The 13,736-nt window shown below is 71.8% G+C and carries 8 protein-coding genes; 7 read left to right on the top strand and 1 reads right to left on the bottom strand.

Going from position 1 to position 13,736, the window contains the following annotated elements; translation table 11 throughout:
* Nucleotides 1-128: 128 nt before the first annotated feature.
* The 4 genes from IT371_08670 (at nucleotide 129) to IT371_08655 (ending at nucleotide 8,662) form a co-directional block, all read left to right on the top strand.
* Nucleotides 129-1,904 (top strand): sigma 54-interacting transcriptional regulator, encoded by a 1,776-nt coding sequence (locus tag IT371_08670; protein ID MCC6747715.1) that lies wholly within the window; start codon nucleotides 129-131, stop codon nucleotides 1,902-1,904.
* A gap of 63 nt (nucleotides 1,905-1,967) precedes the next feature.
* Nucleotides 1,968-7,250 carry a protein kinase gene (locus IT371_08665; protein ID MCC6747714.1) on the top strand — a complete coding sequence of 1,761 codons (5,283 nt, stop codon included), beginning with the start codon at nucleotides 1,968-1,970 and terminating at the stop codon, nucleotides 7,248-7,250.
* 135 nt (nucleotides 7,251-7,385) lie between these two features.
* Nucleotides 7,386-8,258, top strand: a complete 873-nt coding sequence (locus IT371_08660) for a hypothetical protein (GenBank protein ID MCC6747713.1) — start codon at nucleotides 7,386-7,388, stop codon at nucleotides 8,256-8,258.
* Between the two features lie 53 nt (nucleotides 8,259-8,311).
* On the top strand, nucleotides 8,312-8,662 hold the full coding sequence (locus IT371_08655; protein MCC6747712.1) for a hypothetical protein: 351 nt from the start codon (nucleotides 8,312-8,314) through the stop codon (nucleotides 8,660-8,662).
* 45 nt (nucleotides 8,663-8,707) lie between these two features.
* On the opposite strand, the gene IT371_08650 is transcribed toward IT371_08655, so the two are convergent.
* On the bottom strand, nucleotides 8,708-9,277 hold the full coding sequence (locus IT371_08650) for a hypothetical protein (GenBank protein MCC6747711.1): 570 nt from the start codon (nucleotides 9,275-9,277) through the stop codon (nucleotides 8,708-8,710).
* Between the two features lie 238 nt (nucleotides 9,278-9,515).
* Here IT371_08650 and IT371_08645 point away from each other — a divergent pair, with 238 nt between their 5' ends.
* The 3 genes from IT371_08645 (at nucleotide 9,516) to IT371_08635 (ending at nucleotide 13,572) form a co-directional block, all read left to right on the top strand.
* Nucleotides 9,516-11,039, top strand: a complete 1,524-nt coding sequence (locus IT371_08645; GenBank protein ID MCC6747710.1) for a PQQ-binding-like beta-propeller repeat protein — start codon at nucleotides 9,516-9,518, stop codon at nucleotides 11,037-11,039.
* 2 nt (nucleotides 11,040-11,041) lie between these two features.
* Entirely contained in the window at nucleotides 11,042-12,475 is a 1,434-nt protein-coding gene (locus IT371_08640; GenBank protein MCC6747709.1) for a hypothetical protein, read from the top strand.
* 119 nt (nucleotides 12,476-12,594) lie between these two features.
* Nucleotides 12,595-13,572, top strand: coding sequence for a hypothetical protein (locus IT371_08635; protein ID MCC6747708.1), 978 nt, complete (start codon nucleotides 12,595-12,597; stop codon nucleotides 13,570-13,572).
* The last annotated feature ends 164 nt before the right edge of the window (nucleotides 13,573-13,736 follow it).

Below are 13,736 nucleotides of genomic sequence, written 5' to 3'. Positions count from 1 at the left end.
ACCTGCCCCGATCGGCTGAGCAGCCGTTGCCCACCCTGTGAAGGTGTTGCACAGGGCGAGCGGCCTCGCAGCGGGGACCTCCGATGAACGGGCCGACGGGCGGCCGGGCACCGGGCGGGGCGAGAACCATGCGGCTCGGCGACGCCACGCGCGCGGCGGAGTTCATAGACCCCCTGGCCGCGGAGCAGCGGCTGCTCCTCTTCTATCACCGGGACGGGCTCGAGCTCGCCACCCTGCGCCCCGGAGAGCAGCTCGTGGTGGGACGCGGCGAGCTCGCGAACCTCCGCATCGAGGAGAGCAGTCTCTCGCGGCAACACGCCTGCTTCCGGCTCGCGGCCGGTGAGCTCTGGGTCGAAGATCTGGGCTCCACCAACGGCACGCGCGTGGGCGGCGCCCCGGTGGCCCGCAGCGTCTTGCCCCTCGGCGCGGAGGTGCAGATCGGTACGGTGACGGTCGAGGTCCAGGCCCCGGCCACCTTCGAGCCGCGCCGCTACGGACTGCTCGGTCACGAGGCCTTTCTCGCGTTCCTCGAAGACGAGGTGCTCCGTGCACGCACCTTCGGCGAGCCCTTCGCCCTCTTGCAGCTCGCCGGCCCACTCGACGGAGCGAGTCGCCTGCCGCGCTGGGCGCCTCTGCTCCGAGAGGCGCTGCGCCCGGTCGACCGCCTCGGCCGGTACGGCCCGGAGACCGTGGAGGTGCTCTTGCCGCACACGGACACCGAGGGAGCGCGCGTCGTGGCCGAACGGCTCCTCGCGCCCCGTGCCGGCCTGCCCCCCCTGCGCTGCGGGCTCGCGAGCTGGCCCGAGCACGGGACCGACCTGGAAGCCCTCCTCGCGGCGAGTCGCGCGGCGTTGCTCGCCACGAGCGAGGCTGAGACGCTTCACGTGGCGCCCGCGCACTGGCCCGGCACCCTCAGCCTCGAGGTCAGGCCCCCGGCAGAGAGCGTCACGGAGGCCGCGGCGCGCAAGCTCGCGCGGATCGCCGCGGCCGAGATCTCGGTTCTGATCGTGGGGGAGACGGGCGTGGGCAAGGAACGCGCGGCGGCCGCGATCCACGCCCAGAGCGCGCGCGTCGGGCGCCCGCTCGTGGCGGTCAACTGCGGAGCCCTGCCCGCAGCCTTGCTCGAGAGCACCCTCTTCGGGCACGAGCGCGGCGCCTTCACCGGCGCGGAGCGCACCCGCCCCGGCGTGTTCGAAAGCGCCGAGGGGGGCACGGTCTTTCTCGACGAGGTCGGAGAGCTCTCCCCCGCGGCGCAGGCTGCGCTGCTTCGGGTGCTCGAGACCAAGCGCGTGACGCGGGTCGGATCGAGCGCAGAGCTGGCCGTGGACGTGCGCGTCGTCGCCGCCACCCACCGCGACCTGGAGGCGATGGTTCGCCGGGGCGAGTTCCGCGAGGACCTGCTCTACCGGCTCAACGCCGTGACGCTCGAGCTCCCGCCGCTCAGGGCGCGGCGCGCGGAGATCGAGGCGCTCGTGCAGGCCTTCCTGGCCGCGGCGAACCAGGCCAACGGCCGCACCCTCGAGGGCCTCGACCCCGCGGCGCTCGCGCTTCTGCAGAGCTACGCCTGGCCCGGGAACCTCCGCGAGCTGCGCAACGTCATCGAGCGGGCGGTGGTCCTCGCAGAAGGGCCCCTCATCACCGTCGAGGATCTCCCCGAGCGCCTCCGCAAGGCCCCACCCGCGAGCGCGCCCCCCGATGGCAGCGCGCCGGACTCGGGCTCCACTTTGTCGCTCGCCCCCTTCAACGAGCAGGTCGAGCGGTTCGAGAGCGCCCTCATCGTCGACGCGCTCCGGCAGAGCGGCGGAAACCAGTCCGAGGCGGCCCGCCTGCTCCACATGCCGCGCCGGACGCTGATCAACAAGCTCAAGGCCTACGGCATTCGCGGGGCCCAGGAGGAATCGTAGCCACGCGCACGTTCGCCACGACCGATGCGGTGGGGAGGCGCCCGTCGCCCCGTGGGTGTCGCCATGTCTGAAGACCGGACGCGCCCGCTGGTCCCCCCGACCTCCCCGCGCCAGGGGGAGCAAGCGCCACGGTCCGCGCCGGCGCCCTCCGAGCACCACGTCCTCGGACCCGGCTCCGAGGTGGATCACTTCCGCATCCTGCGCCCTCTCGGCGAGGGAGGCATGGGCCAGGTCTTCCTGGCGCAGGACACCCGGCTCGGGCGAAAGGTGGCGCTCAAGCTCATCCATCCGTCCCAGCTCGCCTCGCCGGAGGCGAAGGAACGTTTTTTCCTCGAGGCCCGCGCCACGGCGCGCTTCAGTCACCCGCACATCGTGACCGTCTACGCCGTGGGCGAGCACGACGGTCGGCCCTATCTCGCGCTCGAGCACCTCGAGGGGCGCTCGCTGCGAGAGGGGCTCGGCGAAGGAGAGCTCTCGCTTCCCGAGGCGCTGCGCGTCGCGCGCGCCATCGCCGAGGCCCTGGCCGAGGGGCACCGACACGGAGTGCTGCACCGCGATCTGAAACCGGAGAACGTGATTCTGGCGAAGGACGGCCGGCCGCGCGTGGTGGACTTCGGACTGGCCAAGCTGGTCTCCCGCGCCGACGGGGAGCGCTCCGTCTCGGCCGAGTTCGCCGCGGTGGCGCCCGGGGGCGGGCTCGCGGAGCCCACGCTGAGCCGCTTCGGCGAGCTCCGAGGAACGCCGCTCTACATGGCCCCGGAGCAGTGGCGCGGCGAGCCCTGCACCCCCGCCACGGACCTCTGGGCCTTCGGCCTCGTGCTCTGCGAGCTCGCGCTCGGGAGGCACCCCTACGGCGATTTCCCGCTCGAGGAACTCCGGAGAGCCATCGGCGAAGGGCACGCCCCGCTCCCGCGGCCTGCCGGGTTCGAACGCCTGGGCGAGGAGCTCGCGCGTCTCCTCGACGATTGCCTGGACCGCGATCCCCATCGCCGCCCCCGCGCGAGCGAGGCGGTCGAGATCCTCGCCGCCGCGCTCACCCGGGAGAGCCGCGGCGCCACGACCGAACGCAACCCGTACCCCGGACTGCTCCCCTTCACCGCCCGCTCGGCGCACCTCTTCTACGGGCGCGAGGCGGAAACGGCGCTCGTCCTCGAGCGCCTTCGCGAAGAGCCGCTGCTCATGCTCGTGGGCTCCTCGGGGGCCGGGAAGAGCTCCCTCGCCCACGCCGGCGTCCTGCCCCGCCTCGCCGAGGGGGGACGCACCGTCGTCCTCGCGCTTCGGCCGGGAGCGAGCCCCTTCGAGGCTCTCGCGGCAGAGCTCCTCCGGGGATCCGGCCCGGCGAGCGGCGAGATGGAGCTCGCCCGAAGCCTGGCCGAGGCTCCCGGACTCCTCGGGTTGCTCCTGCACGATCGCACCCGCCGCGAGGGACGTCGGCTGCTGCTCTTCGTCGATCACGTCGAAGAGCTCTACACGCTAGTCGAGGACGCGGAGCTTCGGCGCCGCTTCGTCGAGGCGCTCTGCCTCGCCGCGGACGACGCGCAGGAGCCGGTGCGGGTCCTCCTCGCCCTGCGCGAGGATTTTCTCGGACGCGTCGTGGAGGGCGCCGTCGCTCGCGCAGCGCTGGCGCGCGTCGTCGTGCTGCGCCAGCCCGACGCGGCGGCCTTGCACGAGATCGTGACGCGCCCCCTCGCGAGCGTCGGCTACCGCTTCGACGACGAGACCCTGGCCGAGGAGATGATTCGCGCCGTCGGTGGGCAACCGGCCTGCCTCCCCCTGCTCCAGTTCCTCTGCCACCTGCTCTGGGAGCGGCGCGACCCGAGGGAGCGCGTGTTGCGGCGCGCGGTCTACGACGAGGTGGGAGGCGTGGCGGGGGCTCTCGCGACCCACGCGGATCGCATCTTCTCGACGCTCTCGGCGGCGCAGCACGAGACGGCCCGCGAGCTCTTCCTGCGGCTCGTCACCCCCGAGGGGACGCGTCGCGTCCTCTCCCTCGAGAGCGCGCTCGAGGGCCTCGGCGAGGGGGCGCGGGAGGTCCTCGACCATCTGGTGGACGCCCGCCTGCTCCTCGCCCGGGGGGGAAGGGTGGACGGGCAGCCTACCGAGCTCGAGCTGGTGCACGAGTCGCTCGTCTCCGGTTGGCGCCGGCTGGCGCAGTGGCGGGACGAGATCCGCGACGACCACGCCGTCTTCACGGACCTCGCGCAGGTCGCCGAGCTCTGGATCCGTCGGGGACGTCCCGAGGCGGAGCTCTGGCGCGACGAGGCCCTCGCGCACGCGAACCGCGTGCTCGCGCGCTCCACTCGCCCGCTTCCGGAGGACGCGCGGCGCTTCGTCGCGGCCGCACGGGCGCTCGCGACCCGCCGGCGACGCCGACGACGCCTCCTCGCGCTGGCCGGGGCGCTCACCCTGGCCGCCATCGCCGCGACCGCGACCCTGGTGGCCATCGCCATGACGCGCCAGGAACGCGAGGCGCAGACCCAGCGCCGTCTGGCCGAGAAGCGACAGGCCAGCGCGCAGCGCGAGGCCGCCCGCGCCGCCTGGGCGCGTGGCGACCTCCTCGCGGCACGCGGACACCTGCGGGCCGCGCTCGAGACGGAAGATTCGACGCTCGGGCGTGCGCTCTGGTGGCAGCTCCGGCAGGAGCCCGAGCTTTGGCAGCTCGGCGGGGGGACGGGCCTCTACGACGCCGCGTTTCTCCCCGGTGGCGCGGCGAAGGGCGTAGCGGTGGCGTCGCAGGATCGCAAGGTCTACCTCGTCGACGGAGCGACGCGGGCCTTGACGCCGCTCGAGGGCCTGGCCGACCAGGCGCTCTCGGTGGCCGTGGCGCCGAACGGAGCGCGCATCGCCGCCGGCGGCTGGACGGGCGGGCTCGCGATCTGGGACCTCCGAGGAGGTACGCGACGAATTCTGCTCGCCGGGGCGCAGAGCCCTGTCTTCGGCGTGGCCTTCCACCCCGACGGCCGCTGGCTGGCCAGCGGAGGCTGGGACCAGCGCGTGCGGCTCTGGGACGCGGCCACGGGGCGCCTCGTCGCGACGCTCGTCGGTCACACCGATCGCGTGATGCGCCTGCGCTATTCCCCCGACGGAGGGCTCCTCGCCTCGGCCAGCTACGACGGCACGGTCCGCGTCTGGGATGGACGAAGCGGACGCGCGCTCCGCGTGCTCCGCGGCCACACCGATCGCGTGGTGGCGCTGGCCTTCAGCTCGGATGGCGAGCGCCTGGCCTCGGGCTCCTGGGACGAGACGATCCGCCTCTGGGACCTCCGGCGAGAGGCGGCTCCCCCCCGGGTGCTCTTGGCGCGGCAGGGAGCGGTCCTGGCGCTCGCCTTTCACCGGGACGGGCGCGAGCTCCTGTCGGGTGGCTGGGACCACAGCGTGCGGCGGTGGAACCTCGCCGACGGACGCTGGCATCGGCTGCAGGTCCGTCACGAAGGGGCGGTCTTCGCCGTGGCCTACAGCCCCGACGGCCTGCACCTCCTCAGCGCCGGCCTGGACGGACAGCTCCACCTCGCGCGGCGGCAGGCGACCGTGGCGGCGGCGACGCGCGTGCAGGGACACACCAAGGAGGTGGGGGCGGTGGCCTTCCATCCCGACGGAAAGGTCCTCGTGAGCGGAGGCGCCGACGGCGCGCTGCGGGCGTGGCAGGTCGAGACGGGGGAGGTGCGGCTCATCGCCACGAGCGGTGGCGGCCCGGTGCGTAGTCTCGCCGTTCGCCCGGACGGTCGATACCTGATCTATGGCGCGTGGGACGGATCGATTCACGAGACGGAGCTCGCGACCGGCGTCGACCGCCGCGTCTACGCCGGACACCGCACGGCCGTGGAGAGCCTGGCCCTCGCACCCGGCGGTCGGAGCTTCGCCTCGGCGAGCTGGGATACCTCGATCCGGCTCTGGGACCTGCTCGCGGAGCGACCGCCGCGCGTGCTTGCGGGCCATCGGGACGTGGTGAGCGGCGTGGCCTACAGCCCCGATGGAACGCTGCTCGCCAGCGCGAGCTGGGATCGCACGGTCCGGCTCTGGACCCTCGCGCAGCCGGACCGGGCCCCGCGCGTCCTCGAAGGCCACACCGCCGCGGTGAGCGGAGTCGCCTTCACGCCCGATGGACGAAGCCTCGTCTCGGGGAGCGACGACGGAACCCTGCGCCTCTGGCGAATCAAGGACGGGACGAGCACGATCCTCGGACGTCACGCGGCGAGGGTCTACGCCCCGGTGGTGGACCCCGCGGGCCGCTGGGTGGGCGCGCCGAGCGCGGACCAGACGGCGCGCCTCTGGCCGCTCGTCCCCACGGGGCGCCCGAACGTAGTGCTGCGCGGGAACCGCGGGGACGTCAACCGCCTCGCCCTCTCGCCCGACGGCGCGCTCGTGGCCACCGCGGGCGACGACGGAACGGTGCGGCTCTTCCACGCCGCGACGGGGTCCCCCGTCTGGCACGCCTCCTTCCTCAACCCCTCCCCCCCGTTTCTGCTCAGTCACCGCGGCTGGACCGCGCTCGACTCCCACGCGCACGGCACGCGTCCCCCCGAGAGCCGCTGGCTTGCCGCCCTTCAGGCCAGAGCGCGCCGTGCGGCGCTCCACGCCGCGAGCGGCACGGTCTGCCTCGCGGACGGGACGGGGGTGCTCGAGCTCTGGAACGCGGGCGAGGACGCACGCCGCCTGCGGGCAAACGTACCGGGGCTGCACCGGCTCGTCGCGCTCCCGGATCGCTGCGCCGCGCTCGCCGGGTCGAGCGCCTGGACCTGTACGCCACGTCGCGGCTGCGCTCGCCTCGCCGAGGGCGCCACGGCCATCGCGCGCGACGGGGACGAGCTGCTCGTCGCGGCTTCCGGACGCCTCCTGCGGGCGGGCCCGAGCGGCCTCCCGCGGGAGCTCGCCCGTACCGCGGCGCCACCGACCGCGCTCCTCGCGACGCGAACCACGCTCTACGCGGGACTATCTGATGGGCAGCTCGTGCGGAGTCCCTCCCGCGGCACCGGGCCCTTCACGCCCCTGGTGCTCGAGGGCGCGCCCTCGCGCACCATCGTCCAGCTCGCCGAGGGTCCTCGGGACACGCTCGTCGTGGGCTTCGCCAACGGGGTCCTCGGCCTCTTCAGCCTCGTCGACGGCGGCCTCCTCTACGCCACGCAGCTCCACGGACCGGTGGACCAGCTCCTGCTGCGGCAAGGCCACCTCTACGCGGCCACCGAGCTCGGCAGCCATCTCGAGCTGGACCTGCGCGACCTCTCGCTCGGTCATTGCGACCTGCTGCGCGACGTCTGGCGCGCCGTGCCCGTGGTGCAGGAAGCCGGCCGGCCGCAGCTCCGTGCACCGCCCGCGCACCACCCCTGCCGCCCTGCGTCCAGGGATTGAACCCGCCACCCCGGGCTTGACATAAATCAAGCCGTGGTGTAAGTAGCTATTTCATTTGGTTAACTTGTGCTTTCCAGGCCTCGCCATAATTGGTGAGAGGAGTATATTTTTCATACTTAGCGAAAGGACTATTTCATGCAGCTCAGGAACCTGATTCTTCTTGCAGGCCTGCCCATCCTCGGCGCGGGCTGCGACGACAAGCAAACCTTGAAGGCCGACTCGGCCGTCGTGCAGGCCGATGCCGGCGCTGGCCGTCAGGATGCGCAGACCTCGCTAGGAGACGCCGCGCGCGGTGACGGCAGCCAGGGAGACGCCGGGCCGAAGATCGTGAAGGGCCCGAAGGGAACCTTTGCCGGTGGCGAGGTGGCGACCTGGGCCAAGGTGGACGGACAGGGAAGCATCCTGGAGGTGGGGGTCACGGTCGCCGCGGCGACGCTCGAGGGCGCGGCGGCAGAGGAAGCGGTCTTCATCGAGTTCGCCAAGGACGTGCAGACGAAGACGTTCCTCAACCACCTCGGGTTCGACTTCAACCCGAAGGGGCACGGACCACCGAAGGTCTACGACGTGCCGCACTTCGACTTCCACTTCTACGGCATCGACCAGGCCACGCGGGAAGCCATCGACTGCAAGGCCGAGAAGATGCCCGAGCAGGCGGCGATTCCAGCGCCCTTCATCATCCCCGGCGTGGGTCCGGAACCCGACGGCACCTGCGCGCCCAAGATGGGCGTGCACGCCATCGACCCGACGTCCCCCGAAATGTCCCGCTCGAATCCCAAGCCGTTCACACTGACCCGCGTCCTCGGGTACACGGCGGGCAAGCTCGCCTTCCTCGAGCCGATGGTGACGCAGGCCTACTTGAAGGAGCACAAGGATTTCAAGCTCACCTTCCCTGCCGCGCCGGGCGTGACCACCGCGTGGCCAACGACGGTCAGCGGGACCTATGACGCCACAGCGAAGACCTGGTCGTTCGTACTGACCGACTTCGTCGGGGCCGGCACTAAAAAATAGCCGCCGTGGGCGGTGCTCGGGAGCTCGCGCTCCCATCACGAGGGAGAGAGAAGATGGCAACGGCGTGTCTGCTCATCGGATGGAACCAGCCGTATCCGGATCGTCAGGACGAGGCCTACAAGACGGTGATGCGCGAAGGCCTCGAGAAGGCCGCGATGTGGAAGAAGGGGGGCTGGTTCGAGGGCTACGAGGCCATCGGGCTCACCCCCCACGGCGGCACCCTCGGCGGCTTTCTGCTCTTCAAGGGGGAGCGCGCGAAGCTCGACGAGCTCCGGCGCACCGACGAGTTCGAGCGCTTCTCGATGCGGCTCGCGCGCCTCTTCGACGGCTACCGGGTGGTGCCCGGAGTGACCGAGGAGGGGCTGCGCAAGGTGGCCGAGCGCAACCCGGAGATGTTCAAGTAGACCTACCGGCTCCCTCCGCTCGCGCGGCGACGCGGGCGCGCCGACCTACTTTGCCGCGCACACGCTCAGCTTCGAACCGTACGCCTTGCACTTGTAGTTCACCGCGTCGGGACACGGGTAGGTCTTGCCGTCGATCCGGCAGAAGACCATGCACACGTTGATCGACCCGAGCTCCGGATTCGTGTAGGTCGCGCAGCCCGAGAAGAACTTCGGGTCGGGGACCGAGCAGAGGTTGTTGGGCTTGCTGCAGCTGCGCAAGCAGACCCCCGAGGCCGCCCCCTCCTCCATGCGCACGCAGCGCTCGCCCGTGGGGCAGGTCGTCGTGCAGAGAGCCGCCAGGCCGCTCCCCACCGGGGGTGGAGGGGGCACGGGCGGGGGCGGAGTCACCGGCGCCCGCGCGTCGGCGCGACCGAGGTCGGCGGGACCCGAGGCCGCGTCCAGCGGCGGAACGACCACCGGATCCAGCACGGAGGCCTCCGCCAACGGCGCGCCCGCGTCCGTCGCCCCCGCCTCGGGAGGATCGTCGGGATCGAAGCCCGGGTTTGGCACCGTGCAGCCCACCCAGAGGACGCACAGCGCCAGCGAGCATCGGGGAGCACGCGCTGGAAACCGCATCGTAGACCGGGTCCAAGTGCAGACCTCGTGCCATCCACGAGCGACGCATTCACGGGACTTGCGCCCGCTGCCCTGGGGGCGAATCCCCCACGCGTGGCAGGTCCACCACCACCGAGCAGGTGCCAGGCCCGTGCTGGAGAGCCCCGGGCCCCGGGCCCCGGAACTTGCGCACCCTCGCCGTTCGCCGGACAGTGACCGAGCGCCCAAGCCGCCTGCGCGCTCGGCGCACGGAGGACCTATGAAGCCGCCCGCCGTCACTCTGCCGCTCACTCTGCCGCTGGCCGGCCTGCTCGCCGGCCTGCTCGCCACGCCTCTCGCCCGCGCCGACTGGCCGATGCCCGGCCACGACCCGCAGCGGAGCTCGTATTCGGCGAGCGACGCGTGCACGAACTGCACGAGCCTCAAATGGTCGAAGAATATCTCTGCGATGATCCCTTCGCGCGCGCAGCTCATCACCGTCGAGGGTAAGAATGGCACACCCGACCTGCTGCTCGTGCCCACTTCCGAGGGGGTGCTCGCGCTCGACCCGGCCGGAGGGGCCGAGAAGTGGTCCTACAAGATGGACCTCCCGGTGGGCGACGCGCCCGCCGTGGTGGATGGCGTGGTCTACGTCGGCGGCACGGACAAGACGATCCACGCCGTGAACCTGGCCACGGGCCAGAAGCTCTGGCAGACCGACGAGGCCGGGGCCGCCTTCTACGTCAGTCCGCTCGTGGTGAACGGCCGCGTCTATGCCGGCTCGCGCGACGGCTACTTCTACTGCTTCGCCGCGAAGGACGGAGTGAAGCCCGGCGTGAAGGCGGGCGGGCTCCTCTGGTTCTACAAGGTCGGCGCCCCGATCTCCTTCTCCGCCGCCTTTCAGACCTACGCCGAGCACCCCGCGGGCCTGGTCTTCTTCGCCGCGCACGACGGCTTCGCCTACGCGCTCAAGGCCGACAGCGGCCAGCTCCACTGGAAATCCCCGCGCCTGCCCGCGAGCCGCTTCTCGGGCTACTGGCCGGTCGTCGCGGGGGACCGCGTGCTCTTGGCCAGCGCGACGCACTACCCCACGCACGACGGCACCGACCTGAACGGCCTCGCGCGTGACGCCGGCATCCTCTTTCCCGACATGAACGCCGTGCTCCAGAAGGTGAACGCGTCCCCGGACAAGGAGAAGTTCTTCGACCTGTCGTCGTTCACGAGCTACCTCGACAAGTACCCCGAGCGACGCAGCGTCTACGTGCTGGACCGCACGACCGGCCAGCAGAAGGAGACGGCCCCCTTCCTCTGGTTCGGCAATCCGGGCGGACAGCGCTTTCCCCCGGCCGTGGACCACCGCGGCTACGTCTGGGCCAGCAGCGCCTTCATCACCGGCTTCTACGCCTGGGGCCGGCTCCTGGTCTGGAAGCCGGGGACCAAGCTCGCGCGCCCCTTCCCGCTCATCCACGATCACTGCGAGGCGGGTGACGAGCCCGACTCCTTCTCGCTCGTCGGCACGTCGCTCCTGCTCACCGCCGGAGGAGACGGCCAGGACAAGGCCGGCTTCTTTCCCGGGGCCCTGAACCTCGAGGACAAGAGCGTCGCGCTCCAGAGCTTCATGAAGACGGACTACGGCGCGAACTACTCCGCCGGCTGGAAGCGCCGGAAGTACGGCAACCACTTCGTCCCGGGCGGTCCCTGGCAGGGCTCCGTCGGCTGGCACGGGCATCAGAACGCGCCTGTCCCCCTCAAGGGCAAGATGTACTTTCACCGCAGCAACGCCGTCGTCTGCATGGGGCAGTAGCCATGACGACCGCGCTTCGACTCCGCCCGCTCCTCTTCGCGCTCGCGCTCTTCGTCGTTCCGGCCGCGCACGGCGCGCGTCTCCCCACGGTGGCAAGGCTGGAAGACCTCCTCGCCGAGCAGGTCCAGCTCATGATCGACGCGGGTCACCTGCGCCCCGTGAAGTGCAACTTCGAGCAGCACTGCGACGCCATGGGAGAGCTCGGCTTCGAGATGGACGAGTACTTCACCAATCCGGCCGAGCTCATCTACACGCTGGCCATCGCGATCCCGCACCTGCCCGAGCCGCTCAAGACCAAGGCCAAGGCCTACCTCAAGCAGGAGTTCCACGGGGCGAGCCCCGCTACGACCTTCCCGCCGACGAAGTTCATCAAGATGGACGGCGCGGGCGCGCACCGCGAGTACCAGGACATCCCCGCCGAGTTCTACCGCAACCCCGGCGATCCGAAGCAGCGCGCCGAGGACTTCGGCAAGACCTACGGCATCCGGTACGCGATGCAGACCGCCGACGCGAGCTGGAAGGGGTGGACCTTCAACCCGTTCAACCTCTACGCCTGCTGGAAGTACGCCGAGCTCTTTCCGGAGGAGGCGCAGGCGCTCTTCGACGAGCTGAAGGGCAAGCTCGGCAAGCTCCCCGCGGACGACGCGTTCCTTCGGACGCACCCGCACGTCGTGAACCAGTACATCGCCGGCTACTACGGCTATCTCGGCTTGCAGAGCCTGCTCAAGCAGCCCGCCTCGAGCGAGGTCAAGGGGTGGCTCGACGAGGCGCTGCAGCGGCGCGTCGCGCTCATCCCTACCCCGAACACCGACGAGGGGGTGCCGCTCTACGGCGTGGAGTCGGGGGGCTTTCTCTATCTCGTGCGGGAGCTCGGAGACTACCTCTATCAGAACGCGCGGCAGAAGGTGGAGGCGGTCGTGGCCGAGCAAGGCTGGGGCGCGCCCTACTGGCACATCGCCGGAGCCGAAGAGGTCTCGCGCTACGACCCGAAGCGGCAGTACATGGAGGGCTACCATCAGCACCTCTACGAGACCTCCGCCCAGTTTCAGGCCCGTGCCCTCGCGCTGCGCTGGGAGCGCCAGCGGCTCGAGCGAGTGCTGGACGTGCCTGCCGTCTGGCGCGGCGACCTCTTCTATCTGCAGAACGCGGTCGCGGCGCTCGAGGCCCCCGGTGCACCGCCCCCTCCGCCCCCGCCGCTACCGACCGACGGCGGCGGACCTCCACCGACGGGCGACGGCGGACCGGTCGCGGGGCAGGGCGACGCCGGCACGAGCGCTAACCCCAACCAGCTCCGGGCCGGCTGCGGCTGCGGCGCGATCCCCGCCACGTCCTCCTCGGGGGCGGCGCTGCTCCTGCTGGCCGCGAGCTGGGTGCTCCTCAGACGTAGCGGCCGACGAGGAAGCTACCGCGCTCGCCAGGCCCAGGGGGACAGCTGACCCCTCCAGGGGACCCTGGAGCCACCGCGCGCGCTTCAAACGACGGCAATGACACGCGTTGCGAAGCTCTCGGCGCCGGCCCGATCATTGCTAAAGACCCCTGCGGAGGGACCGGTGCCATGGGCTCTGCAGGCTACCTCGAATCGGTCGGCGCCTCGGGCAGGCGCGCGCGCGTCACGGCCTGCGCCACGGCCCTGCTCCTGCTGGGCCTCACGGCTAGCGGCGCCCCCGCACGGGCCGCCTCCGGTCCCGAACCGAAGACGACCCCGAGCCTCCGCGAGGCCTTCCGGCTGGCGAAGCAGGGCTACCGCTCGCAGCCCGGATCGGTGGCCAAGCTCTGGCGGGCCGGCCGCACCGTCGTCACGTACTTCTCCCTCCACGCCGCCGCGCTGCCCGCGGCCGCGGCTTTTCTGCGCACGCAGGCGCTGACGGCGCTCCAGGAGGACGTCGCCGTCGCCCCCACCGCCGACGACGCGGCGACGCAGCGGCAGAACCAGATCGCGCTCGCGCTGCACGCGGGGCGGTTCTTCAAGGGGCTGGGCCGCATGCCGCTGCCCGAGTCCGAGCACGAACGCGCCGTCGCCGCGGCAGTGGCGCTGCTCACGGATCCTCCGCGCGGCTCGGAGGTGCGAAGTCGGGTCACGCCCCTCCTTTTCTCGCGCGGTCGCGCGATCACGCTCGAGCGGTCCTCGTACAGCTCCCATCCGGGGATCCGGATGGACCTCGTCGAGGGGCCCGGCACGGGGCGGTACCTCAGCGTCTTCCGCAAGAAGACCGACGGCGAGCAGTCGCGCGAGACCGAGGTCATCGTGGGGATCAGCGGCAAGGGCGGCCGAGGCAAGCCCGCCGCGAATCGCGCGCTCGTCTCGAGAGCGAGCCAGTACTGGATGTACGCCGACTTCGGGCATTCGCACTGGGGCGAGACACTGGGTCCACACGTCGCCCTCGTCGGCGATGGCCGCCGCCTGGGCGAGGCGGAGATCCTGAAGCTGCCCGAGGCGACCCAGCTCGCCCGGCGCCTGGGAGGCTTCTTCGGCGGAGCGATGCCCGAGGCGCTGCGACACCTGAAGATGCTCTCGTCTCACTTCCTCGACTAACCTCTCCGCACCTTCTCCCCGCACGGGCCTCTTCCCGGCGCGCGCACTCCCGTGGGCAGCGGCTCGCCGCGTAGGGCCGGTCGCTCGGTCGCCCTAGCCACCCGTCGCCGCCAATCCGATGCAATTCCAGCGCATCGCCCTGGCACGCGCAGTGCATTTCCTGC

It is taken from the genome of Deltaproteobacteria bacterium (assembly GCA_020848905.1).
Lineage (GTDB): Bacteria > Myxococcota_A > Polyangia.
The sequence above is the reverse complement of the archived record's forward strand: the minus strand, read 5'-3'. Positions and strand labels throughout refer to the sequence as shown.

What these genes read in the sequence shown, in the direction of transcription:
- IT371_08640 (MCC6747709.1), top strand. Translation starts at nt 11,042, where the DNA reads ATGACGACCGCGCTTCGACTCCGCCCGCTCCTCTTCGCGCTCGCGCTC.
- IT371_08650 (MCC6747711.1), bottom strand. Translation starts at nt 9,277, where the DNA reads ATGCGGTTTCCAGCGCGTGCTCCCCGATGCTCGCTGGCGCTGTGCGTC.
- IT371_08665 (MCC6747714.1), top strand. Translation starts at nt 1,968, where the DNA reads ATGTCTGAAGACCGGACGCGCCCGCTGGTCCCCCCGACCTCCCCGCGC.
- IT371_08655 (MCC6747712.1), top strand. Translation starts at nt 8,312, where the DNA reads ATGGCAACGGCGTGTCTGCTCATCGGATGGAACCAGCCGTATCCGGAT.
- IT371_08660 (MCC6747713.1), top strand. Translation starts at nt 7,386, where the DNA reads ATGCAGCTCAGGAACCTGATTCTTCTTGCAGGCCTGCCCATCCTCGGC.
- IT371_08645 (MCC6747710.1), top strand. Translation starts at nt 9,516, where the DNA reads ATGAAGCCGCCCGCCGTCACTCTGCCGCTCACTCTGCCGCTGGCCGGC.
- IT371_08670 (MCC6747715.1), top strand. Translation starts at nt 129, where the DNA reads ATGCGGCTCGGCGACGCCACGCGCGCGGCGGAGTTCATAGACCCCCTG.
- IT371_08635 (MCC6747708.1), top strand. Translation starts at nt 12,595, where the DNA reads ATGGGCTCTGCAGGCTACCTCGAATCGGTCGGCGCCTCGGGCAGGCGC.